Raw genomic sequence first — 23,536 nt, forward strand, 5'->3', positions numbered from 1 at the left:
TTCTCCTCCGTGCGGAAGGAGTTCATCTGCGCCGCCCGCGATCTCAGCACGTGGTCTCGTCCCGGAGCCCGGCAGGCCGCCCGCGCCCGGCTGGGAAGCAGCGGCATCCAGCAGATCCGCAAGCTCTACAGTCCCGCCGTGCTGGCTGACGAGCGCAGCCGCGAGCACGTGAGCGAGCTTGTTGCCAGGGGCGCCCGGGTGCGGATCGCCGCCACCGCTCTCCCGCACGAGACGATCACCATCGACCGCCGGTTCGCGATCCTCGCCGGCCTGAACGCCCCCGAAGGCCGCGAATACACCATGACCACCGCGTCCAGTCTGGTCGGCGGGATCCACACGCTCTTCGAAGCCGCCTGGGAAACCGCCACCGATCTCACAGCGTTCCTGCACGGCGACCAGCCCCAGCTCGATGCCAAGAGCCGGACCGTCCTGCGGGCACTGGGCTCGGGCGCCACCGACGAGACGGCCCCACGGGAGCTCGGCATGTCCCTGCGAACCTACCGTCGCTGGGTCGCCGAACTCCTTGACGTCCTCGGCGCGGGTTCGCGGTTCCAGGCCGGGATGCGCGCGGACGAGCTGGGCTTGCACGGCTGATCAGGTTTCTCCGCCGGCCCCGGCCCAGAACCGCAACCAGGGCTCAGTTCCTGCTCACACTCTGCGCCAAGCGCTGAGCAGTTCCTCGGGGCCGTACCCCGCCTGAAGGCCGGAGCAACCGATCCCGCTGCGGGAGACCGCCACGAGCGGTACCGGCTCGTCGGTGATCGCTGCCCGGTGCTTCTGCAGCGCGGCCAGGTCGTGGCTGTCGAACGCGGAGTTCTCCAGCCACTTGACCGAGCCGAGAAAGAGCAAGTGCTTGGCCACCGGCTGTCGGTCGGCGCCCACCAAGTCGATTTCGATGTCGTTGCTGCGGGTCCAGTACCCGCCGATCGCCGGGGCGGCGGGCAGGGGCCCGTCCGGCAGGAGGCGCGCGAGGGATTCCCGGACCAGGGGCTCGATCGCGCGGCTACGCCAGCTCGTCCACCGCTCCTTGATCCGGCTCAGTGTGAGATCTCCCCGCATCCGCTCGATCTCCGCCATGTGCGGATCCAGAAACGCCAGCCAGAACCGCAGGTAGGGGTCGGCCACGCGGTAGCGGCGTTCCTTCGACGGCCTCAGTGAGAGCGGCAGCTCGGCGGCGACGACCCGTTTCTCGATCAGGACGTCAGTGGCTCGGGTGAGAGTGGTGTGGGCGATGCCGCCGGCCGCGCGAGCGATGTTGGTGAAGGTTCGTTCCCCGGACCCGATGGCCCGCAGGACCTCCCTGCTCATCGCCCGCGGTGGAAACTCCGCGGCCAGCGAGCGCTCGGCGGAGACCAGCAGTGCCGAGATCGGGTTGTCCAGCGAGTCGCGGAGAAACTCCCAGACATCCGCTCCGGCCCGCCACTCGGCGCAGATCAGGGGGAGACCCCCCGTGATCAGAGCGGCGTCGAACGCGGCTGCCGGTGACAGGCCGAGCATCTCGCCGATGTCAGCGGGGTTCAGCGGTCCCACGATCATTTCCCGGCCCCTCTGGTGGAAGGGGCGGTCGTAGCTGTTCAGCGCCTCCATCATCGACAGATCGGACCCGACCAGCAGGAGAAGCACCGGCTTGCGGCTGAGCAGCCGGTCCCATGCCCGTTGGAGCATGCCCTCGAAGGCGTCGATGCGGTCCATGAGATACGGAACCTCGTCGATGACGACGACGCTGGGAGTGTCATCGGGCAGGATCTCCGCAAGGAGCCTGAATGCTGCGTTCCACTGATCGGGGGTCTCCTCCGCGAACAGTCTCCGCTCCGGCAGAGTGGACCTGGCAACGGTGTCGAGCAGCTCCGACAACTCGTCCTCCGCCGTTCCGCCCGCCGCGGTGAAAAAGAGGTACGGCGTCTCGGTCCGCCGGAGGAACTCCTCGACGAGGCTGGACTTGCCCACCCGCCGTCTCCCCCGCAGGAGGACGCACTGCCCCGGCTTCGCCGATCCGACGGCATCGCGAACCGCCTGCAAAGCGTTGCCGAGCACGCACAGCTCACGGTCCCGCCCGATGAAGCGACGCACTTCGACCTCCCGATGGAGATAGTATCGACAGGGATACTATCCCCGCCGATACCATCTGCCCTCACTCGGGCATGAGGCTCATGACGCTCTGGATACGGGAGAGGGTGAAAACGCGCTCGTCGTCTCGCAGGTGGCACCAGGCTTCGAGGTAGGGCGGGTCGAGCATGAGGCGGCTGAGGGTGCGCACCGTCCTGTTCCCCGAGGCGGCGACGTACTCGACGGTGATGGGTTCACCGGTGTCAATGGCATGGGCGAGCTGACGGACGTCGCTGTACGGCAGGTGCTTCGCCCACCCTGCGACGATCTCCTCGGTGTCCGTGGCGAAGGCCGCTCCTCCGTCGAACGGCGCGGGTTCGGGAGGCGTCAGCGGGGCCTTCAGCAGCTGGGCCGCCAGGACGCCCGGGTCTCCTGCGGCGACTGCCTTCGCCACGCCTGGGGCAGCGATCCGGCCACTGCCTACTGCGCCCGTGCCGCGCGGAGCCGGCACAGGAGCGGCGGCCCGCTGAGGCCGGGTCTTCTCGATCCGTACCGTGCCCTCGGCAGTCTCGGCGACGGGGGCGTATCCCTCGGCCCGGAGCGCGGCGACCGTCGTGTCGAGCGAGCTGCGGCTGACCAGCACCGTCGGCGCCAGCTGCCGCAGCCCGAGCTTGGCGAGCTTGCGGTGGGCGGCGAGTTCCGCCAAGAGCGCGGGCTCGTCGCCGTGGAGGACGCAGGCGGCAGGGGCGACGCGTACGCGCCCGTGGCCACGTGCGGTGTCGGTGATCAGGTACGACAGCGGCTGCGGCAGGGGCCCGGCGGCGACAGCGGCCAGGTCGGCGGCGATGGCGTCGGGGACACGGCCGGCATCCAGTGCCCGGCGGATGCTGCCGGCGCTGAACCGCCACACCGAGGCCGTGCCGCTGGTCTCCCGGTCGGCGACGGAGTCCAGGAGCGAGGCCAGCCGCGCGGACGGTGTGCCGGTGACGACGGCGGTGAGGTCGGCGCCGATCCGTGCCGTCGTGGTGGCCGAGGGCAGCAGCCGCCGGCACTCGATTCCCAGCCCCTCCGGGTCGCCGGCCCGCAGGTGGATGCCGAAGGCGGACAGGGCACCGCGAGCGAGTACGCCGAGGATTTCGGCCTCACGGATCACGATGGCGAACGGTGTTCCGTCCGAGGGCGATGAGTGGGCGAGCGGGCGGTGCCAGGCGATCAGGCGCCCCAGATCCGACGTGACTGCCGTGCCCTGCCCTGACGGAAGCTGTGCGGCTGCGGCCAGCAACCCGTGGCGAGCCTGCACACAGCCATCGCAGGGCGGTGCTTCCGCGAGAGCGGGAAGCGCCTTGTTGTCCCCGTCACGCGCCTGTGCCGGGGTGAGCGGCAAGTTCCGCCATGCCTGAAGCAGTACGGCGAACTGCTCCGGGGGCTCCTGTTGCGCCCAGGCGTCGTACGCCTCGGTGGGGGCCACGCGATCGCCGTCCCACCCCAGGAGCCCGGCAGCGTGAGCGGTCTCGAGAGTGAGGCGCACGACGGCGTCATCGGCCTGGGCGGCCTTGCCGATCCGGGCCAGTTCACGCGCACCGATCCCGCCGGACTTCAGCCGGGCCGGCGCGGCCGCAGAGCACGCCGACAGGACCGAAGCGGCGTGCGCAGCGAACACCGTGGCCGCGGCAGACGCCTCGCGGTCCACTTCTGCCGGGGTGACAGACGCCAATCGTGCGGAAGGCGGGACGGGCTCGAACGGAGCGTGCCAGCCCGGCCCGCGCAGCGCGAGCGCCACCTCGGCCGGCATACGGGCCGGACCGTAACCGTGGCGGTCCTGGACCAGGAGCCCCCGGTCCAGCGCCCATCGCTCGCCCGGTTCGAGGCCGGGGCCGGGAGTGCCGAACACGATGAACTGCGGCTGCCCCGGCTCACCCTCCGCTCGGCGTTCGAGTAGCTTCCGGGCCGCCGCAGGGGCTCTCGCAACCACCGAGACGACCTGTTCCGCGTTGCTGTGGTGTTCCACCAGTGCGGCCAGTCGCTGCGGCTTGGTGCCCGGCGGCTTGACGCCCAGTGCGGCCAGCATGCCGCGCAGTTCCTCGGAGGTCGTTCCCGCGAGCAGCTGCTCCAGCGGAGCGTCCAGTCCCAAGGGCGCGTCCCACGCCTGCCGCAGGGGTCCGGCCATGCGGAGCTTCCCCGCGCCGTCCGGCCAGACCAGAGCATGATCGGCCAGCACTTCCAACACGGCGTCCAGTTCGCGGATGGTTTCGTCGTCTGCCACCCCCAGCAGCTCCGCCAGGGCTTCGCGCGACGCGGGCGCACCCAGCGCCGCCAGCGCCTCGGCCACCTGGAGATGCGGCAACGCCAGCCGCGGCAGGATCAGCGCCACCGAACCCGGGCGCTGAAGACGGTCCGCCAGTTCCCCCACCGAGCGCGGCTCCGGAGGGGACATGGCGTCCCTTCGCACTCCGAGCACGCGTGCCAGACGAGAGCCGTCGAGGCTGCCCAGCCATGTCGCCAGCGTTGATCGGGACTTCACGCGGTGTGCACCTCGTTGCGCCAGGGAGTATCGCAGCGGGCCGGAGTCTCGGCGCCGGGTTCAAGAATGGCGTATTCCCGTGATCAGCGGGTGCCGCACGGGGGCAGGTTCCTCCAGCGAGCGTTGGCGGCTCGTGGTTCGCGTCAACTGCGGACGTGACCCGGCGCGAGACGCCCGACCGGACCCCGTGCCCGGGCTCTCCGCGCACCCCGGACTACCTCGCCGAGCTCCAGAAGCCGATGGACGCGGGGGTACGCGACCGGGTTTCCGAGCCACGAGCGTGCCCCCAGAGCAGTTGCTCGGGGCCGTACCCCGCCTGAAGGCCGGAACAACCGATCCCGCTGCGGGAGACCGCCACGAGCGGTACCGGCTCGTCGGTGATCGCTGCCCGGTGCTTCTGCAGTGCGGCCGGGTCGTGGCTGTCGAACGCGGAGACACCCTGTGGCCGGCCAGTCAGCGGGTCACAGGGTGTTCTTGGCCACGGCGCAGCCGTGTCTCAGGCAGCGGAACTGGGCATCCGCTTTGCGGGGGGCCCGCACGCAGCGGTGAGTGCGGGGTATTCGGTCCGGCGGACAGGGGTGCCTTGGCGCGTCTCATGCATCAGCCGGGCGTACGCCCTTTCCAGAGCGGCCGCCCGCGCTTCCGTCGTGTCCTCCGCGAGCGAGAGTTCGTGGCCGAAGGCCAGCACCATGTCGTGGCAGCGGTAGGTCACCTCGCCCGGTGCGGTCGCGCGCGCGGGGAACAGGAAGTGAGCGTCGGTCAGGTCCTCCAACAGATATTCGGCGTCCGTCGCGGAGGTGCCCCCCAGAGCCGCGGCCATGTCGACGGTGAACTCGCCATGGCCGAAGAGGCCGATCTTCCGCAGGAGCGATCGCGGTTCCGCGTCCAGTGCTCGGTAGCCGACCTCCAGGACCGCGCGAACGGTCCGGTCGCCCGCAGTGAGCTCCTCGAGCAACCTGTCGCGATCGGCGAGCCGCTCGGCGATACGCCTGACCGAGGCCTGCCCGCTGGCCATCCGGACCGCCACGATCTCCAGGGCGAGCGGGAGTCCCCCGCATCGGTCGAGCACTTCCTGCAAGGCTTGGGGTTCGGCCTCCAGGAGGTCCCGGCCGACACTTCGCTCCAGCAGACTCCGCGCATCGGCCGGTCCCAGGGGATCGACCTTGATCAATTCCCACTCCGGCTGGATGACCTCCCATGACGGGGTGGTGATAATGACCGCGCATCCGGCCGCGCTCGGCAGCAGCGGCCGTATCTGCTTCAGGGTGCGGGCATCGTCCAGGACGACCAGAATCCGCTTGCCCGCGGTCTGCGTGCGAAACAGGGCAGCACGTTCCTGCAGCCCGACCGGCACATCGGAGTCGTGCAGGCCGAGCGCACGCAGGAACATCCCGAGCACCTCCTCCGGCGGAACAGGGAGTGCATGGTCGCCGACCAGCTTGGCGAAGAGCTGACCGTCGGGGAAGGAATCCGCTTCGGCGTGGGCCGCGTGGAGAGCCAGGGCCGTCTTGCCCGTTCCGCCGAATCCGGCGAGTACGACCACGGGGCAGCCACCCCAGGTCAGGGCCCGCCGGGTCTTCCTCAGCTCCGCTTCCCTGCCGTTCAGCACAAGGGCCCCGGGCGGCAGTTGCCTGGGAACAGCGGAACCCGGCGAACCTGAGGAACTCGCCGCCCTGACGTGGCCGAGAGACGGATCCTGGGTGAGTATCCGTTGATGAAGCCTGTTGAGGTCGGGGCTCGGGTCCACACCGAGTTCCTCGGCGAGGCTGAGGCGAAGGCTCCTGAAGACCTCGAGCGCGTCAGATTGACGGCCGTCCCGGTACAGCGCCAGCATGAGCTGGCTGTGGAACCGTTCTCGCAGCGGATTCTCCGCGACCGCCTTGCGCAGGTCCGGGATGGCCTCATGCGGTCGCCCCAATTCCAGCTGGGTCTCCACGTGATCGGCAAGTGCCGTCAGGCGGCTCTCTTCCAAGGCGGCTGCCGCTTCCCGGAAGTACGGGGTGTCGAACCCGGTCAACGCCTCGCCCCGCCACAGGCCGAAGCCGAGTCCGAATTGCGTTGCCGCCTCCTCCAGCAGTCCGTCCTGCACAGCCCCACGGGCCCGACGCACGTGTGACTGGAAGGCAAAGGCATCGATCTCCGTATCCGCGGCCGACAGGGCATAGCCGTTTCCGCTGCGGCTGACCGGAACCCCGAGCCTCCTCAGATGATGAACCGCCTGCTGAATCTGATTGCGTGCACTGCGAGGCGGACGGCCCCCGTACACAGCGTCGATCAACACCTCGTCGGAAAGGGTGCGCCCTCGTTCCAGTAACAGGCAGGCAAGGACGGCCTGTGGGCGCCTTCCCGTGATCGCGACCTGCTGATGTCCGCCCCGCACCAGGAGCGGACCCAGGATGCCGAAGCGCGTCGATAACGAAGGTCTGGACTCAACGTGATCACGCAATGTCTTTCTCCCGTTGTGGTGGCACGACTTGCGTTTGCGAACTGATCCGAACGCCTTCACTTGTGGTGCGCGCGGGATCCTGGGAGTGTGGGCGACATGCCCGGTCTCCCCCGTTGACAGTCAGGTGTGAGCCGCCGCGGGCGGACGTGCGGGAAGTGCCGGGCTACAACTCAGCGCTGGCCGGCGACTTGCGGCACTAGGGCGGCAGGAGGGCGGAGGACGACCACTTTCGCTCGACGGTGACACCGAGCGCGGTGCGGTCTCTGCGGGGATGGTGGTGGCCGTTGGTCACGAACTGCCCTGCGGCAAGCACCTGTCGTCTGAGCATGGTCACCACAAACACACCCCCCGTGTTTCACGGTAACACCGGTCAGCTCGGTGTGCCGGTGCGTTCAACCAGGGTTGGGCAATGTCTGTCTGGATAGGCATTCCGCGGGGGAGAGCGCCCTCGGGAAGCCCTGCGCGGCGCAGTGCAGACAGAGCTGCCCGGTCGGGGGGCCTTCGCCCACCCGACCGGGCATCACACGTCCGCGTAGGTCAGCTCCGCGACCCGGCCCAGGCCGGTTTCACCGCCATCATCTGGGCGGTCTTCGCCGGATCGCGGTCAATGAGATCACCCAGGGCCTCGTCGATCCGCCGGAGTACGTCCTCATCGAGGGGCTTGCCCGCCCCCGTCGCGTTCTCTTTGACCTGCTCGGGCTTGGTGGCGCCCACGACGACGGAGGCGACTCCCGGCCTGCTCAGCACCCAGGCGATGGCGAGCTGAGCGAGTGACAGACCGGACGCCGCGGCGATCGGGCGCAAACTCTCGACACTGCTGAGCAGTTCCCGGCCGAGGACCCGGTTGATGAAGCTGGGCGCCCGGCCACCGGCGTTCGCCCGTGAGTCCTCGGGCCAGTCCTGTCCGGGCCCGTACTTGCCGGTGAGCACGCCCTGCGCGAGAGGCTGGAAGGCCAGCTGACCTATGCCCTCACGCAGACAGAGTGGGACGATCTCCGGCTCGATGATCCGCCACAGCATGTTGTACTGCGGCTGGTTGGACACGATCCGGCTGCGCAACCCGAGGTCGGCCGCGATGGTGAGGGCCGATTCGATCTGCTGGGCGGTCCACTCCGAGACACCGAGGTAGAGGATCTTTCCCTGCCGCACCAGGTCGTCGAAGGCGATCAGTGTTTCCTCGACGGGCGTCCGCTCGTCGAAGCGGTGGGCCTGGTAGACGTCGATGTAGTCGGTCCGCAGCCGGCGCAGGGAAGCCTCGCAGGACTCCATGACGTGCTTGCGGGACAGTCCGCGGTCGTTCGGGCCGTCCCCGGTCGGCAGGCACACCTTGCTGGTGATCACCAGGGAGGAGCGCCTGGTGCCTTGCAGGCCGGCCCCGAGCAGCTCCTCCGCGGCCCCTTGGGCGTACACGTCGGCGGTGTCGAACGTGGTGATCCCCGCGTCGAGTGCCGCCCGAATACACGACAAAGCCTGCTCGCGGCCGGTCAGCTCGCCGTGGGTGAGCCAGTTGCCGTACGTGACCTCGCTGACCATCAGGCCGCTGCGGCCGAGCTGACGATGTTCCATTGACCTTGTCTAGCCTCTCTCCTCATAGGAGCGCGCCGCAGCCGTGTCGACCGGCACCAAGGTGCCGCCGGGGTGACTGTCAGCGAGGAGACGCATGGTCCTGTCGTGATACACCAGCGGTACTCCTTCGCCGATGCGGACCATCTCGACCGCCCCGATGACCACCTCGTGGTCACCGACCGGGAATGTCCGGTGCACGGCGCATTCCATGGCGAACAGCGCGTCCGGCAACACTGGGGAACCGTGCGGCACCAGCACCGTCCATTCGCCGTTGAACTTGTCGGTCCCCTTTGTAGCGAACAGGCTTGCCAGCGCGCGATGTTGCTCGCCGAGAAGGCTGATTCCGAAGCGCCCCGCCTCGTGGATGGTGGTCAGCGTCCGCGCCGACCGTGCCACACAGGCCAGAACGAGCGGTGGGTCCAAGGACACGGAACAGAAGGCGCTCACGGTGAGTCCGCGAGCGCCTCCGCGGTCTCCTCGTGCTGTGACGAGAGTGACCCCGCTGGGAAACCGTGCGAGCACGGTCCGGAACTCATTGGCCGAAACCATGCGTGCTCGTTCAGGACGTGAAGGGCCGGAGGACCAGCTCGACCGTCCGGTCCTGGAGCGTGAACGTCGCGGTCTGGCCCGCCTCGGCGTCGTCCAGCCAGCGGTGGAAGTCCTCCATTTCCTTCAACTGAATGCCGTCGATGGCGCGGATCTCGTCACCGGCCTTGATACCGACGTACTCCGCGGCGGAGTTGATGGCCACGTCGGCGACGACCATCCCGACCTCCGGTGCGACGCCCAGGGGGATGATGCCCGTCTTCGGCGGCGTCAGCGTCTTGTGGAACTGGAACGGCCGGTGCTCCAGATACGCGGCGAGCCGCTCCAGGTAGTGCCACCAGTGGTGGTCGTAGGCGTCGAACTCGAGCCGGGAGCGCAGCGAGTCGTTGAAGCCCGAGTGGGTGAGCTGAACCTTCGTCCTGCCCTCGTCCAGCTCGACGAAGGTGACGACCACGCGGGTCGACTCGTCGTTGCCCGGCACGTCCCAGTCGTAGACGCAGGACTCCTGGGGCTCCATATCGCGCAGGGTGGCCGTGAAGACGAGATCGATACGGCCGCCCCTGTTGAACTGCCAGCGCAGCTTGTCGCCCGGCTGGGTGGGGACTTCCACGTCAATGAGGTTGAGCCAGGCCCGGACCTCCTTGGGGTCGGTCCAGGCCGCCCAGACCCGCGCCCTGTCCACCTTGATCTCGCGTTCCGTCGATGTTTCCAGCATGTCCCTCTCCCTATGTGTCATCCGGCGGGTGTCATCCGGCGGGTGTCATCCGGCGGGTGTCATCCGGCGGGTGTCATCCGGCGGCTAGCCGCCGTCGGTCACGTCCTTCACGGCCTTTTCGACTTGTGCGTTCGACAGCTTCAGCAGGGCGACGAGGGAGACCAGCGCGGCGAACAGGCCGCCCACCCGATAGACCGTGCTGAGGTCGGTGTGCGCCGCGATCTGCCCGGCGAGGAAGATGCCCACCGGCATCAGCCCGAAGGCGACGAGCCGATTGACACTGCTCACCCGTCCGGTCAGCTCCTCGGGCACGATGGCCTGCCGGATCGAGACGGTCGTCACGTTCCAGGTCATCGCCGTGTAGCCGGTGATCGCCAGCCCCAGGGCCACCATCGGTACCGAGCTGGTGAAGCCCAGGATGGTGAAGCCGAGAGCTCCCATCAGCGTGCCGCCGAACGCCGACCGCGCGGGTCCCAGCCGATGGGTGAACGCCCTGCAGGTGAATCCCGCGGTCACGCTGCCGGCGGCCACGGAGGCGAGCAGCAGGCCGTAGGCGGCGTCGTTCAGGTGCATGACCTGCCGTGCGTACAGGACCAGCATGGCCAACTGGCCGACCGTGCACATGTTCGTCAGCCCGGCGACCAGCGTGTACGTGCGGAGCACGCGGTGACGGGCCAGCCAGCGCACGCCTTGCGCGATCTCGGCTCGCATCGCGCCGCGGGGCCGTCTCTTCGCCGCCGTGCCACCGTTCGCGCGGAAGTCCCCGCGCATCAGGAAGGAGAAGAGCGCGCTGAGCGCGAAGCTGATGGCGTCGATGACGACCGGAAAGGCCCGCGCGAGGGTGTACAGCCATCCGCCCAGTGCCGGACCCACGAACTTCAGTGCGGTCGTGTTGGCTGTCATCAGCCTGCTGTTCGCCCGTTCCAGCATGAGCCGGTCCCGCGAGACCGCCATCGGGAGGATCGCCGCACGCGAGCTGTCGTACACCGTCTCGATGGCCGTGACGCTGAAGGCGACCAGCATGAGCAACGGAATGGAGGCCCAGTCGCCGAGCACGGCCACGACCAGCAGGCTGAGCAGTGCGCACCGGATCGCGTCCGATATCCACATGGCCCTGCGGCGGTCCCAGCGGTCGGCGAGCGCGCCGCCGAACAGAGCGAGCACGAGCCACGGGAGCTTGTCCGCGATGCCGACCAGGGACAGGGTCGCCGGATCACTGGTCAGGTCGGCGGCCAGCAGGGGCAGCGCCGTGACGGTGAGCCCGTTTCCCACGCTGGAGATCGACCAGCCGCTCCACAACAGCCAGAAGTTTCGGCCGAGTCGGCCGCCCGTCGACTGTTTCTGCTGCGTCGTGGTCATCTGGTAGCGCCTTCGGGCACATGTGCTGCAGGGTCGAGTTCGAGCAGCAACCGGGTCGTGCGGGCGACCGCGTCCTCGTCGCCGAGCTCCTGGTAGCACTGCACCGCGCGGTAGGCGGAGCCGGCGCCGCGCAGTGCGCCGAGTCGAGCGCCTCGCTCGAACTCCTCGGCCGCCCCCTTGAGGTCGCCCGTGCGTTGCAGCCAGGCCGCGAGGAAGTAGCGGGCCGACGGTTCGTTGCCGTCCAGCTCCAGCAACCGCTGGGCGGACTGGGTCACATGGTCGGCGGAGAACACCGCCGTGCCCGCCTTCACCGTGACGTCCATGAGCAGCCGGGTGTTCTCGCGGGCGCAGTGCCACTGCTGCGAGGTGGCGGCCAGACGCCCGGCTTCCTCGTCCGCCGCGGAGGCAGTGTCCATCGCCTGCCGGGCACCGTCGGTGTCCTTGCCCGTCAACCGGTGGAAGGCAGCGGCACGCCAGTACCTGCTCAGAGTCAGCGCGTGCACCCAGGGGTCCTCCTCGGCCAGGAGAGGGAGCAGTGCCTCGCCGTACGAAGTCCAGTAGCCGCTGCCGCGTTCGCCGTCACGGTCCCGCAGCAGGATGGAGATCAGCTGCGTGCAGGACAGCACTCGTAACGATGGGGTCCGGCCGTCGGTGGCCAGTCGGGCGAAGGAGTCGGCCGGTGTCGTGGAGTCGCGCAGATGCTGGCGCAGGGCTCTGGCGACCTCGTAGTCGAGGTAATCGCTCGCCGGATGCGCCGATCCCGCGCCCTTCTCCGCCAGTTCCCATGCCGGCCCGTAGAAGCCGAGCTGAGTCAGGAGCCGGATGAGCACCGCGCGCCGTGGAACTGACTGATGTGCCCATGCCGCGACCTGGTCGCTCAGAAACCGCCACCCTTCCAGCCCCGTCGACGCGGCCACCTCCGCGGGCGTCCGGCCCAGGAACGCGTCGGCCCTCGTCTGCCGGGCCAGCCACGAGCGCGCGTCCCCTTGGAGGATCAACGAGCAGTGCGGTAGGACGTCCAGTGTCTCGTCACGCAGCAGGGCGAGCAGCAGCGGCGTGCTCTCCGCGCACAGCGGTCCTCCGACCGTGGGAGTCAGAGTGAACCAGGCGCTCCAGATCCGCTGCAGTCGCACGGTGTCCAGCTCAACCGCCGGCCGGAAGTCCAGGTCGGTCCATACGACATCGTCATTGCGCGGATACGTGTGCAAGTCCGACATGGATTCTCCTCATGGGCCGAGGCGGGAGAAGGTCCCGGAGGGATGGCTTCTCCCGCCTCGACCGAGTCACAGTCCAGCCATGGGCTCGACTCAGTAGACCTCGCTGAAGTTGTAGACCTCGCTCATGTCAGGACACCCCCTCACCTGGTAAGTTGTTGGCCAGAGGAGAACTGTGAGCGGCCTGCTGTGTCACCAACTGCCCTTCGCAGCTCTCGAGCAAGAACGTAGGAACGGGCACTTCGCGATCGCTTCGTCGCAACTGAGATTGCGGCGAAGCGGTGCCCGACCCGCCCGCCCGAGCAGCTGGTGCCGAAGTCGGCTCCTGGGGTGCTCGGCCGCTGACCCCGGCAGCCCGGTGATCCGGCGGTACGCCTCCGTGTATCCCCGCGTGAGCGGCCGTCGCCCGTCCGTCTTCCGCCAGGCCAGGACGTAGCGGTTGGGGGCGACCCCGCGCATCGGCCGTGTCACCAGACCCCCAGCGTTACCAACGGCGCGTCGCCCGTAGCCACCCGGCACACGCCCCGGCCCGCGACCAGGGCCTCGTACGTCTCCTCCGTGCTCGCGACCTCCGCGCCGACGCGGGCCGGTCGGCGCGTTCGTCGATTTCGAGCGAGGTCGAGCGAGGTCGAGCGAGGTCGAGCCAGTAGTCGCGCAGCGGGCCCGCGCCCGGCCGCGGGGAGTCGGCCGCTGCGGCCGGGGCTGGTGCTCATGCAGACAGAGTCCGCGTCATCGACCAGATCATGGAACGGGAGCCGGCACCTCCGCACGCATGCGAGCGAGGTACCTCCTGTGCTCGGCGCCATGCTCAAGGACGTAGCCCGGAAGATCGCCGAAGCCATCTGGGGAGCCCCGGAAACGCCCCTGCGGACAAAACAAAGCCAGGGCAACGGAGACCGAGACACGTCGAAGGGCCCCACCGCGAACGGTGGGGCCCTTCGACATCGTGCCCGGTGAGGCACTGGCGGAGGATACGAGATTCGAACTCGTGAGGGGTTGCCCCCAAACGCTTTCCAACTGTGTTGGTGGGGCGTTGCGCCGTGTACGGGTGCGTTCACCTGTGTTCATGGGCGGTTGGACCGTGGATCACAGCTGGCTTGCGGTCCTCTCTGAACGGCCGTGAACCGGGCTGAATGAGACGGTAACTGAGACGGACTACGGCTGGGGGGTGAGGACCGGCTGGGAAGCGTCCCACAGCCGTTCCGCCTGCTCACGGAAGATTTCGAACCAGGGATCGTCTGTCAAGGTGAGCGTGAAGATGGGGCGCGACTCGCCCGCCACATCGAAGGAGTAGAGCTGCACACACAGCAGTGCGTTCGCCCTGTGCACGTCGAGGTAGTTCAAGCCGAACTTGAGCGCGGTGCGGGTGGTGCGTACCTCCAGCCGTCCTCCGGTCTCCGCATGCAGGCGTTGGAGCAGGCGCAGGGACTGGCGGATCTCGTCCCTGATTTCGTCGGGGCGCGGTCGTGTCGTACGGTTCTGGGTGGTTACCGCTGCATTGTCCGCGTCCGGGTCGGTGAGCAGGATTCTGATACGGCCTCCCGACGACAGGGTGGTTTCGAACGCCCGGTGGGAGGTCTCCAGAGTTCGGCTCAAGCTGACACCGATGAGATAGAGGTCGGTGGATCTCTCGCGCCGTTCCTTGATGTCCTCGGGGAAGTCGGACAGGAAGCGGACCCCGCCGCTGGCACCGGAGCGGGCCAGGTCCTCGACCATGGTGCGGGTGGCCAGTGTGCTGAAGGCCAGGACAGCGAGAACCGCTAGGACGGCGGCCATGATCTTCTCCGTGGGAGCCAGGTCGATGGCCGCAAAGATGCTGGTGCCCAGGGCAACGGCGATCGTGGCGTAGACGTCAAGGTTGCGCCGACCTCGCAGGTCGCGTCGCAAGCGTCTCCAGGCCGTCATGTCGTTCCCCCGTCTCCCGTCAATCGGCTCCTGCTGGATTCAGCGAGCACGAGCATGAAGTCTGGTGTCGCCAGCGGACACGCCGCAAGCGCGCCCCGGTCGGAGCACAAGATCTGTGTCAGCTCTCGAACATCAGCTTGGGAAGCTGCGATCAAGTGCGGCCGGGTTGTGTGCTGACCATGGTGAACAGCCCGACCGTGGGCTCGTCGGACGCGGCTGCTTTCACCGTGATTCCCGCTGTTCCTCGCTGATCTACTGACCTTCAAAGCGGGGTGTCGTAGGGGCTGACGTCTCGTGATCCCTGCGGTATGCCGACCGCATGCGGTATGCGCAAGGGGGCGGGCTGACCGACGAACGGCGGGCCTTCGGGAGCAGGTGCGGTTGGAGGCGGCTGAGCGGTTCAGGCGGGGCGACGAGAACACGGTCATCGCCCGCGATCTGCGGGTCAGCGTCCGGTCGGTACAGCTGGCGCAAGGCGTGGTCGCAGGACGGGCCGAAAGCCCTGGCCTCGAAGGGCCCGGCGTCGCTGCCGCTGCTCAGCGACGAACTGTTTGCCGTGCTGGAGCGTGAGCTGGACAAGGGGCCGGTGGCACATGGGTGGCCGGAGCAGACCTGGACCCTGTCGCGGATCAGGACGCTGATCGGTCGCCGCTTCCACAAGAGGTRCACCGTGCAAGGGGTGGCCGCGCTGCTCAAGCGGCACGGCTGGAGCTGCCAGGTCCCCGCCCGGCGGGCGATCGAGCGGGACGAGAACCTGGTGGCCGGCTGGATGAAGGAGACCTGGCCCCAGGTGGAAGGACCGTGGCGGCGCTCGAYGYCTGGCTCGTCTTCGAGGACGAAGCCGGATTCTCGAYGACGCCGCCGACCACCCGYACCTGGTCCCGCCGCGGCCACACCCCCGTCGTCCGCGTCACAGGCCGCTCCCGCCGCCGCTTATCGGTGGCCGCCCTGACCTGCTACAAGACCGGCCAATCCTCACGGCTGATCTACCGGCCCTGCCCGGACGCCCGGCCCGATGGGCGCAAAAGCCTCTCCTGGAAGGACTACCGCGACCTCATCCAAACCGCCCACCAGCAGCTTGGCGGCCCGATCGTGCTGGTCTGGGACAACCTCAACACCCACCTCACCGCCGGCATGCGCCGCTGCATCGCCGACCGCGACTGGCTCACTGTCTTCCAACTGCCGCCCTACGCACCCGACCTCAACCCGGTCGAGGGCATCTGGTCCGTTCTGCGACGCACCTGCGTAGCCAACCGAGCCTTCGCCGACCCCGATGACCTGATCACTGCCGTCCGACGCGGCCTACGCCAGCTCCAGTACCGCCACGACGTCCTCGACGGCTGCCTCACCGGCACCGGCCTCCGACGCCAGCCACCATGACGACATCACGCATTCAAGGTCAGTAATAACCAACTGGACCCGGGGCTTGGGGGCCTTCGAATCCTCCACTGTCATGCCGTTGACCGTACGGTATGGCCAGTTCACCGTGGCCGGGCCGCCGCAGAGACAGTGCGACCACCGTTGATCATCGTGATTTGTGTGGACTGACGAAGAGACGGTGGCCGCAGGTCACAGCATAGCTCCCGGTCGTTGGCAAACTGTGCCGCCGCCCACAGACCCGACGCCACCCCGAGGGGATACGGCATATGGCCGCATCGAGGCGGCAGCGACTGGCTCACGGGGCATGCTGGGCATCATGGATGTCCGCCCACGCAGCCGTCGCGGCGCCTTCGCGGTATGGAGGCCGCCGGGTCACGTCGTGGCCAGCGACGGCAGACGGTCAGGGCCTGGCCAGTACTGCTACACGGTGTCAGGGGCGTGCCGTGACTGAGATCCGGTTGAATGTGCAGCCTGCCGGCCGGACGTCACTGGCTGCGTCGGCACCGCATCACCGGAAGCTGTCTCCCGGGGTACGTCCGGTCACCATCGATGCGGACTGCATCACCCTGTCGGGCCTGCTGAGTGAGCCAGTACAGGACCCGCCGCGCGCTGTGATCGTCGCTTTGCACGGAGGCGGCATGAATGCCGGGTATTTCGACGGCCAGGCGCACCCCGATGTGTCCTTGCTGACGTTGGGAGCGCATCTGGGCTACACGGTGCTGGCACTGGACCGCCCGGGTTACGGAGCGTCCGCCGCCCGCCTTCCGAGCGGACAGAGACTCGCCCCACAGGCCGCCACCGTGCGTGCGGCGATCACAGCCTTCACAGGTGCCCACGCCCAGGGCACGGGCACGTTGGTGCTGGGTCATTCCTTCGGCGCCAAGGTCGCCTTCGCTGTAGCCGCCGGCTGGGACGCGTCGGGACTACTGGGCGTGGATGTCTCCGGGTGCGGTCGCCGACTGACCGTGCACGCCAGCCAGCTCAGCCCCGACAGCGGCGAGGGACTGCGGCACCGGAACTGGGGGCCCCTGAGCCTGTATCCGCCCGACACGTTCCGGATGGGCCAAACGGTCGCGGTGCCCATGCCGGCTCAAGAGCTCAGTGCAGTGACGAGCTGGATGCGGCTGTCGGCGGGGATCCTGCCGCGAGTCCGCGTCCCCGTCCGGCTCACCTTCGCGCAACATGAGGCTTGGTGGGGCCGTGAGGATGATGACCTCGCCGACCTGATGGGACGGCTGTCCGCAGCTCCACGGGTCGTCGTCGACCATCTCCCGCACGCCGGCCACAACATCAGCCTCGGCTGGGCCGCCCGCGCATACCACCTCAAAGTATTCGCATTTGCGGAGGAGTGTCTTACCGCTCGGGCTCACCAGGCGTGGCAAGGCGGCTGACCGGCACGGAGCTAGTGCCGCATCAGGCAACATTCACCCTATTCACGACCTCACGTGGGCGTTCGTTGGCGGCGTGCCGGTTCCGCCGGATGATGTAGCGGCGCATCATGCTGCCCTGCTTCTTGTGGCTAGCGTGGTCGGTGCCGTCCAGAGCGGAGTAGCGCAGGGGCCGTGAACTGGGCCTCGATGCGGTTCAGCCAGGAGCTGTTGGTCGGCGTGTAGGCAATCTCGACGTTGTTGGCGACAGCCCAGTCGGCGACCCGGGTGTCCTTCGTAGCTGTTTCCGATCCCCGAACGGAGTCACGGGACGCAGAGTGATTTCCACGGGCCGCAGCCAGACACATGCTGTTCAGCCACCCCACCAGGGGCCGCGCGGGAAGCTGCCGAGGTCTCGCGGCGTCAAAGGCGGTGACGACCAGGGCGATGTCTTCGGGTGCTCCGCTGGTGATGCCGAGGCGAGTGAGCAGGGCGTCTGCGAGTTGGTCGGGGGCGAGGGTGCTGTCCTGGGAGGGCTGCGGTCAGGCGGGCCAGGCTGGTGTGGATGTCCTCGTCGCGGCGTTCGATGGGTCCGTCGGTGTACAGCAGGAGGGTGTCGCCGGGTGTGTAGGGCAGGCCGGCCTGGGGGCGGGGGACGTGGTAGGGGCGGGCGCCGAGCGCCACTTCGATAGCCGGTGCCGGTCCGAGGAACGGCTCGCGCGCCTGATGCCAGCGTGTCACCGTCGTTGAGCAACACGACTCCGTACGCCGAACCTCAGGGACGTCTTCACTGCCAGAGCCCGTGGCGCACGCCCGGGACCTTCGCTCGCACTTCGACCTCGCAGCATTACGCCGGGGGGTCGTTCGTGGGTCAGTGGGCGGCCTCGAACGCCTCTCGGATTCCCCTGGGGACGCGGCCGCGGTCATTCACCTGATGGCCGTTCGCACGAGCCCACGCGCGAACCTCTTCCGCACTGGGACCGACCGCGGCGCCCCTGCGTACCCGACCCGTCTCCCTCGTCCGGCCCACCTTCCGACCCTTCTCGACGAACGGCCGAAGCACCGCGTCCAGTTTGTCGTAGTTTCCTGCTCAACTGGGCTGGTCCACCAGTTGGGAGAATGAGGTCATGCACGGCCGACAGTGGGGGGCGGTTTCCGCCTGTGTCGTGATGGGGGGGCTCGATGTGCTCGATGCCTTCGGCGAGCAGCTGTCCGCACAGGGCCTGCGTGCTCTGTTTGGCCTTCAGGTGCCACACCACGGCTATGCCTTGCTCGTCGAGCCCGGGAAACATCTCGTACATCGGGGGCCTCCCAGGGTGGATGTTGCCTCTGCCCAGGACACCGGATCGCCATCGCCTGCACAGCGCAGCGTGAGCCAATCGGGTGATTGCGGCGGCCGTACGCACCGCTCCCCGGTCCGGGTCGTTGGCCCAGCCGTGAGAGACGAAGTGATGCCCTCGCAGGCGCGACTGCTTGGCACCTGCTGGCTGCGGTTGCCCCGCCTGCACCAGGTCGACTGTGCCGTCCTTCGCGCCCATCGGCGCCCGACAGTGAGCGACCTCATGCGCGCCGCGATGGTGGTGCTGGCCTGGAGCAGCGTCATCGCCGCTTTTGCCGTCACCGCCTGACCGGTCTGCCCCGCGGCGAGGCGGTCAGGGGGCTGGGCTGGGCACCGATTCGGCTGGCCCAGGAGCCCGATCCGGCGTGCGCGTCTACGGTCGAATCTGCGTACCAGCGGGCCATCGGTATGAGGACGCCGTTCTGCGCATGCCCGTTTCGGCGTGGCAGGCCGGTCGGTCATGAGCCTGGGGATGTCATGCCGCTGCGAGCCTCGCCATCGGTGGCGTGTGCCTCAGCCGGGAGGCCATACGGCCGCTCTTCGGCCTCTTCCCCACCGTTGCAGCAGGCCAACCGGGCGGCACCTGCGGCCCTGGTTGATCACCGCGGCCCGCACACGGGTCCCACCCATGGGCCGTCAGGCCAAGGGGAGCAGTTCTGCCGCGTCGTCGGCCATCATGGCCACGGACATGGGTCCGTCGGGCAACGGCGTCCGCCCCGACCCTCGGTTGTCGAAGGTGATGACCCGGTACCGGTCCGACAGCCCGTCGAGCTGCGCCTGCCACGCCTCGGCGGGGTCGCTCAGCCCCGCGATCAGCAGGATGTCAGCCCTTGGCCCCGGCTCTCGATCCAGATCGTGGTTCCGTTGGCGTCGACGTGCTCGCCCATGGACTACACCTCCCACCCCATCATCTCCACTGCCAGCCCCTTGATCGACTACCGCCGCGCCGCACACACTCTGAACCTGCGGCATGACGATCACCGCACTGGGCGGAGGCACTGGAGCGGGATGCCCCGGGCCTCCCCGCCGACAACGACGCGGGGACCCGGCAGCCGACGGCACTCCAGCACATCGGTCACTCCCGAAGCCCGCATGCGCAGTTACGCCGCCTGGGGGCTGCCTGCACTCGTTCGACCCGCCCCGCTTGCGTTGTGCGCAAGACCCTGAGGGGACAAGAGATCGCGGGCCCTTGCCGGGCACGGGATGAAGACAGGAGCGGCTGGCCGGTCAGCGGCCCGCATGCAGGCTTCCGTCTACGTGCCTTACATGCCTGCATCGCCGATCATGCCCTTGGCCAGGGGAGATCCCCCGGCCCCTAGATAACCAGCGGTGCCGGCTTCGACATCAAAGATCCCTGCCAGGCGGGACAAAGATCCCCGCGCGCAGGGACAACCTGGTGCGCGGCGCCGTGTGTGCGGGCGCGGTCTGCCGGATCCGGGATGACCGTTCCCACGGGGGGTGCCCCTATCTCTTTGGTCAAGGTGGATGGGTGCTGTTGCAGGGCGTCTGGAACGATGTGCTCCGTGGATGTTGATGAGGCGGTGGCAGTGGGCGGGGACGGACCGGAGTGGACAGGCTTGGTGAGCCAGCGCCTGCGTTGTTGCGTCTGTGGTGGGTCGACGGACGGTTCCGAGGATTACGTGCTCGTCGAACTGACGGCACGGTTCTCTGACGCTCGCCAATGGTTGGGTGCGCATGCGGACCACCTGAACTCTGTCCTGGCAGAAGGGTTCTCCGTGGAGGTCCACCAGATGTAGTGGTTCCGCCCGCAGCCGGTATTGGTTGCCTTCACCTCGCTCAGGATGTCTGGGGTTCGTAGACGCTTCCGTCGCGGAGCATGGCGAAGAGGACGTCGGCTCGTCGTCGGGCGAGGCAGAGCAGTGCTTGGGTGTGGTTTTTGCCCTGGGCGATCTTCTTGTCGTAGTAGGTGCGCGATGCCGGGTCGCCGAGTGCGGCGAACGGCGAGGAAGAAGGCCCGTTTGAGCTGCTTCCGGGATGGCTGTTCGGCGCGGATTGAGGACCCCGAGCTGCGGGTCGCGGGTGCAAACCCGGCGTAGGCGACGAGGTGGCCGGCCGTCGGGAAGGTGCTGCCGTCTCCGACCTCGATCAGGATCCGTGCGCCCGTCCTGACGCCGATGCCGGGCATCGACGTCAGGACCTTGGAAAGAGGGTGGGCATCCAGGAGTTCCTCGATCCGCCCAGCCAAGAGTCTCCGCTGGTCGAGTACGGCAGTCAGGGATGAGGCCAGGCTCGAAATAATCAGCGTGGCCGCCTCGGTGCCCGGGACCGTCACGGTCTGCTCGTCCAGGGCGGCGAAGATCTCCTCGACCTGCCGCTTGGCCATCCTCGGCGCCTTCGGCCGCAGCAGGGTGGCCAGCCGGCCGGCCTTGCGTATCTGGGCCGGGGCCGAACCGTTCCAGCAGCGTGGGGACGGCCGGATGCTGCAACCGCGGCCCCAGAACCCGTTCCAGGGACGCACAGGTACCCGAGGAGTCGTCAGGCACGTACGCCGACACTCGAAGACGGACCCGCGATCCCGGCCGGGATCGATCCGAGACGGCCGCCCAGAACGGCAACCGCGGAGCCTTCCCCCTCCCCACCCCGTGGCCCGGCGCTTTYCGCGGWCCGGGCGAGGCTGGRGAGGGGGACGAAKCCGCGGTTCCCGCCGGCGKTATYGCCGCGCCCGCCGAGCGGCCCTCATCGACCGGGCGGGTTCSTCARCCTTCCTGTGAGGGGAGGACGAAGTCCTCCTCAGGGAGGTCGATAACGGCCTGACTAAGGTCGACGATGCCCGACTCGCGAACGGAAACTTGGTTGTACGGCGCACGCGGGATTTCCCTCGTGCAGGGCCGCGGGTAAGTGCTCAAAAGTCACTGACTTTGTGGCGGCTGCCTCGGGATCCGACACGCCTGTCCTGGTGTGAATCACCATCATCGCGTCCGGCTTGTCATATTTTCCGATTGCTCGCCATCTCTCTGCACAGGAATACCGAGGCCTGCCCCACCATGCCCGACGGACAGAACCGGACGCCCACGAAGCGCGGCCTCCGCGCGCACACGCTGAGGGCCTGCACCGCAACCGCAGTCGTGGCGTCGCTCGCCGCCTGTTCCGCCATCGGCCCGCCCTACGAGGCGCAGGCGCCCTTGGCGCGGGCGGGTGAGCCGGCCCCGGGGCCAGCGGCACCGCCGCGAAGAGACCGCGGCGCGACTCTCGCGAGGGCGCTCAGGACAATCCTGCCGGGCGGCAACACACGGCTGGCGGTGGCGGTGCTCGACCAGGACAGCGGCAACCAGGAGATCGCGTCTTACAGGCCGGACGCGACGTTTGACACGGCGAGCATCATCAAGGTGGGCATCCTCGCGACCCTGCTGCTCCAGGCGCAGGACGAGCACCGCGAGCTGACAGCCGCGGAGCGTCGGGATGCCGAGGCAATGATCCGGACAAGCGACAACGAGGCGGCGAACTCGCTGTGGCGGGCGATCGGCGAGGCGGAAGGCCTCGACGCGGCGAACGAACGGCTGGGGCTTTCCTCGACACGGGGCGGCCCCGGCATCAGCTGGGGGCTCACCCAGACCACGGCGACGGACCAGGTCAAGCTGTTGCGCGCGGTCTTCTCCCGAGGGCCGATGGCCTCCGCCCGCTCGCCCGACGGGCTGAGTCAGGTGTCCCGTGCCTACATCCGCGACCTGATGGGCCAGGTCGCGCAGGACCAGGACTGGGGGGTCTCCGCGGCCGGCCCTCAAGGATCCCGATGGGCCCTCAAGAACGGCTGGGTGCAGCGAAGCACAACCGGTCTGTGGGTCATCAACAGCATCGGTCAGGTCACGGTGCACGGGCGCCGGTACCTGGTTTCGGTCCTCAGTGGCGGCAACGCGTCGATGGAAAGCGGGATCTCGCTGGTCGAACGGGCGGCGAGAGCGGCGATTGGCGCGGCCAGCGCACACGTCCGCCCCTGGCCGCAGTAAGCGGTCCGGCGGGAGGGCGCTTCCGCTTGCCTGGGCCCCGACCGCAACGGCTGCCACCCCCGCACGGAAGTCCTCCGTGTCCGGCCGGGGCGCAGGGAAGCAGCCCGGCCGGGCGATGCGGGGGATGTGGTCAGTTGCCGGCTGTGATCTCGATGCGGCGGGGCTTGGCGGCTTCGGTGTTGGGCACCTTGACGGTCAGCACGCCCTCGCTGAGGGTCGCGTCGACGTTCTCGGGGTTGATGTCGCCGGGCAGCACGGCGCGGTACTCGAACCGGCCGGTCAGGCGTGTGCGGCGGCGCAGGACGCCGCTGCGTTCGCGCTCCTTGTACTCGCCGGTGATGGAGATCTCCCGGTCATTCATCTCGACGTTGATGTCGTCCCGCTTGACGCCCGGGACGTCGACCTCGATGAGGTAGGCGTCGTTGGCCCAGCCGGCCAGGTCGGAGCGCTTGACGGTCTCACGCGAGCGGGCGCACTCGACGGGCGTGGAGTCCACGATCCACATGTCGTCCAGCCACAGGTCGGTGTCGGCCGCCAGCGAGCGGATCGCACGTTTGACCAGCGGAAGGGCAGCCCGTAGGCGCTTGTTGTAGGCCGGGCGCTGAGGCAGGTACGGGAACATCCCGTGCAGGTGGGCGTGGGCGAAGCGCAGCCAGCGGGCCTCGCAGTGGAAGCCGAGCATCGCTTGGGCCACGGCCAGTGTGATCAGTTCCGCGTCAGTCAGCCGGGGCGGCCGGCCACGCCATCGCGGGGTCTTTAGATGGTCATCGACATGCACGTAGAGTGCGGTCAAGAGGGTGTCTAACTCGGTCGTCACAACCCGATGTTGGACACCCTCGCGACGTCTGAGAACCCCGCATTCGGAACTACTCGTCTAGGGCGTGTGTGAGGTCGTGATCAATCTCGGGTTCTGGCCCCGTGCGGGGGCGGGATGCGGTAGGACGCTGGGTGTGACACGTAGGCAACTCACAGACGAGCAGTGGGAGTTCATCGAGCCGTACCTGCCGATAGGCGAGTACGGTCCGTACCCCGAGCGGCTGCGGGAGCAGTTCGAGGGGGTGATCTGGCGGTTTCGGTCCAGCGCCCAGTGGCGCGAGATGCCCTCCGAGTTCGGACCGTGGGCGACCGTCTACGGGCGCTTTCGCGTCTGGCGGGACGCCGGGGTCT

At 68.5% G+C, this 23,536-nt stretch carries 17 protein-coding genes and 7 pseudogenes; 6 read left to right on the forward strand and 18 right to left on the reverse strand.

The genetic code is table 11. The annotated features are described in order from the left end of the window. The first annotated feature begins 9 nt into the window (after positions 1-9). On the forward strand, positions 10-594 hold the full coding sequence (locus tag CA983_RS08310) for a DNA-binding response regulator (protein WP_244206744.1): 585 nt from the start codon (positions 10-12) through the stop codon (positions 592-594). 54 nt (positions 595-648) lie between these two features. Here CA983_RS08310 and CA983_RS08315 read toward each other — a convergent pair whose 3' ends face one another. From CA983_RS08315 to CA983_RS08360, 11 genes and pseudogenes are all read right to left on the reverse strand, one after another. Continuing rightward, on the reverse strand, positions 649-2,070 hold the full coding sequence (locus tag CA983_RS08315; RefSeq protein ID WP_086600224.1) for an ATP-binding protein: 1,422 nt from the start codon (positions 2,068-2,070) through the stop codon (positions 649-651). Between the two features lie 61 nt (positions 2,071-2,131). After that, positions 2,132-4,567, reverse strand: a complete 2,436-nt coding sequence (locus CA983_RS08320; protein WP_086600225.1) for a helicase C-terminal domain-containing protein — start codon at positions 4,565-4,567, stop codon at positions 2,132-2,134. Positions 4,568-4,781: 214 nt separating this feature from the next. Then, a pseudogene (locus CA983_RS47725) lies at positions 4,782-5,000 on the reverse strand (hypothetical protein); the annotation flags it as partial. A 63-nt stretch (positions 5,001-5,063) separates the two neighbouring features. Next, positions 5,064-7,013 carry an AfsR/SARP family transcriptional regulator gene (locus CA983_RS08325; RefSeq protein WP_143645463.1) on the reverse strand — a complete coding sequence of 650 codons (1,950 nt, stop codon included), beginning with the start codon at positions 7,011-7,013 and terminating at the stop codon, positions 5,064-5,066. A gap of 537 nt (positions 7,014-7,550) precedes the next feature. Beyond that, positions 7,551-8,579: an aldo/keto reductase family protein gene (locus CA983_RS08330; RefSeq protein WP_086600227.1), complete on the reverse strand. Its 1,029-nt coding sequence runs from the start codon at positions 8,577-8,579 to the stop codon at positions 7,551-7,553. A gap of 9 nt (positions 8,580-8,588) precedes the next feature. After that, entirely contained in the window at positions 8,589-9,128 is a 540-nt protein-coding gene (locus CA983_RS08335; protein WP_086600228.1) for a flavin reductase family protein, read from the reverse strand. 10 nt (positions 9,129-9,138) lie between these two features. After that, positions 9,139-9,840, reverse strand: coding sequence for an SRPBCC domain-containing protein (locus CA983_RS08340; protein ID WP_158101847.1), 702 nt, complete (start codon positions 9,838-9,840; stop codon positions 9,139-9,141). Between the two features lie 84 nt (positions 9,841-9,924). Then, entirely contained in the window at positions 9,925-11,199 is a 1,275-nt protein-coding gene (locus CA983_RS08345; RefSeq protein ID WP_086600230.1) for an MFS transporter, read from the reverse strand. After that, positions 11,196-12,416, reverse strand: a complete 1,221-nt coding sequence (locus CA983_RS08350; protein ID WP_086600231.1) for a hypothetical protein — start codon at positions 12,414-12,416, stop codon at positions 11,196-11,198. The genes CA983_RS08345 and CA983_RS08350 overlap by 4 nt, the downstream gene beginning before the upstream one ends. A gap of 354 nt (positions 12,417-12,770) precedes the next feature. Further along, a pseudogene (locus CA983_RS49420) lies at positions 12,771-13,086 on the reverse strand (LysR substrate-binding domain-containing protein); the annotation flags it as partial. Between the two features lie 482 nt (positions 13,087-13,568). Continuing rightward, positions 13,569-14,318 carry a hypothetical protein gene (locus tag CA983_RS08360; RefSeq protein ID WP_086600232.1) on the reverse strand — a complete coding sequence of 250 codons (750 nt, stop codon included), beginning with the start codon at positions 14,316-14,318 and terminating at the stop codon, positions 13,569-13,571. Positions 14,319-14,637: 319 nt separating this feature from the next. Between CA983_RS08360 and CA983_RS49425 the strand changes: the two are divergent. Together CA983_RS49425 and CA983_RS08375 are read left to right on the forward strand one after the other, a co-directional pair. After that, positions 14,638-15,698 (forward strand): annotated as a pseudogene (locus CA983_RS49425) (IS630 family transposase). Between the two features lie 518 nt (positions 15,699-16,216). Next, a complete protein-coding gene (locus tag CA983_RS08375; RefSeq protein WP_086600244.1) occupies positions 16,217-17,089 on the forward strand; it encodes an alpha/beta hydrolase in 873 nt (290 codons plus the stop codon). Between the two features lie 22 nt (positions 17,090-17,111). On the opposite strand, the pseudogene CA983_RS49145 reads toward CA983_RS08375, so the two are convergent. From CA983_RS49145 to CA983_RS08390, 3 genes and pseudogenes are all read right to left on the reverse strand, one after another. Continuing rightward, positions 17,112-17,352: pseudogene (locus tag CA983_RS49145) on the reverse strand (transposase); the annotation flags it as partial. A 147-nt stretch (positions 17,353-17,499) separates the two neighbouring features. Continuing rightward, positions 17,500-17,758, reverse strand: a pseudogene (locus CA983_RS08385) (SpoIIE family protein phosphatase); the annotation flags it as partial. A gap of 178 nt (positions 17,759-17,936) precedes the next feature. Continuing rightward, entirely contained in the window at positions 17,937-18,128 is a 192-nt protein-coding gene (locus CA983_RS08390; protein WP_425276431.1) for an Lsr2 family DNA-binding protein, read from the reverse strand. 64 nt (positions 18,129-18,192) lie between these two features. Here CA983_RS08390 and CA983_RS45770 point away from each other — a divergent pair, with 64 nt between their 5' ends. Beyond that, entirely contained in the window at positions 18,193-18,693 is a 501-nt protein-coding gene (locus CA983_RS45770; protein ID WP_143645464.1) for a hypothetical protein, read from the forward strand. Positions 18,694-19,040: 347 nt separating this feature from the next. Here CA983_RS45770 and CA983_RS08400 read toward each other — a convergent pair whose 3' ends face one another. Together CA983_RS08400 and CA983_RS08410 are read right to left on the reverse strand one after the other, a co-directional pair. Beyond that, complete coding sequence (locus tag CA983_RS08400; protein WP_244206746.1) at positions 19,041-19,307, reverse strand: alpha/beta fold hydrolase; 267 nt, start codon at positions 19,305-19,307, stop codon at positions 19,041-19,043. Positions 19,308-20,201: 894 nt separating this feature from the next. Beyond that, positions 20,202-20,878, reverse strand: a pseudogene (locus CA983_RS08410) (transposase); the annotation flags it as partial. Positions 20,879-21,664: 786 nt separating this feature from the next. Here CA983_RS08410 and CA983_RS08415 point away from each other — a divergent pair. Continuing rightward, positions 21,665-22,369, forward strand: a complete 705-nt coding sequence (locus CA983_RS08415; protein ID WP_425276432.1) for a serine hydrolase — start codon at positions 21,665-21,667, stop codon at positions 22,367-22,369. Positions 22,370-22,499: 130 nt separating this feature from the next. Here the strand turns inward: CA983_RS08415 and CA983_RS47125 are convergent, their stop codons facing one another. Continuing rightward, positions 22,500-22,808, reverse strand: coding sequence for an Hsp20/alpha crystallin family protein (locus CA983_RS47125; RefSeq protein WP_244206749.1), 309 nt, complete (start codon positions 22,806-22,808; stop codon positions 22,500-22,502). After that, positions 22,782-23,186, reverse strand: a pseudogene (locus CA983_RS47735) (transposase family protein); the annotation flags it as partial. The gene CA983_RS47125 and the pseudogene CA983_RS47735, both read right to left, overlap by 27 nt. 133 nt (positions 23,187-23,319) lie before the next feature. On the opposite strand from CA983_RS47735, the gene CA983_RS08425 reads away from it, so the two are divergent. Beyond that, the coding region (locus tag CA983_RS08425) for a transposase (RefSeq protein WP_143645457.1) at positions 23,320-23,536 on the forward strand (217 nt) is incomplete at its 3' end.

This window comes from Streptomyces swartbergensis (assembly GCF_002148965.1).
GTDB lineage: Bacteria > Actinomycetota > Actinomycetes > Streptomycetales > Streptomycetaceae > Streptomyces > Streptomyces swartbergensis.

Bases quoted from the DNA above. Each gene is read 5' to 3' on its own strand.
- CA983_RS08340 (WP_158101847.1), bottom strand. From the start codon at position 9,840: ATGCTGGAAACATCGACGGAACGCGAGATCAAGGTGGACAGGGCGCGG.
- CA983_RS45770 (WP_143645464.1), top strand. From the start codon at position 18,193: ATGCACGGCCGACAGTGGGGGGCGGTTTCCGCCTGTGTCGTGATGGGG.
- CA983_RS08350 (WP_086600231.1), bottom strand. From the start codon at position 12,416: ATGTCGGACTTGCACACGTATCCGCGCAATGACGATGTCGTATGGACC.
- CA983_RS08360 (WP_086600232.1), bottom strand. From the start codon at position 14,318: ATGACGGCCTGGAGACGCTTGCGACGCGACCTGCGAGGTCGGCGCAAC.
- CA983_RS08345 (WP_086600230.1), bottom strand. From the start codon at position 11,199: ATGACCACGACGCAGCAGAAACAGTCGACGGGCGGCCGACTCGGCCGA.
- CA983_RS08335 (WP_086600228.1), bottom strand. From the start codon at position 9,128: ATGGTTTCGGCCAATGAGTTCCGGACCGTGCTCGCACGGTTTCCCAGC.
- CA983_RS08330 (WP_086600227.1), bottom strand. From the start codon at position 8,579: ATGGAACATCGTCAGCTCGGCCGCAGCGGCCTGATGGTCAGCGAGGTC.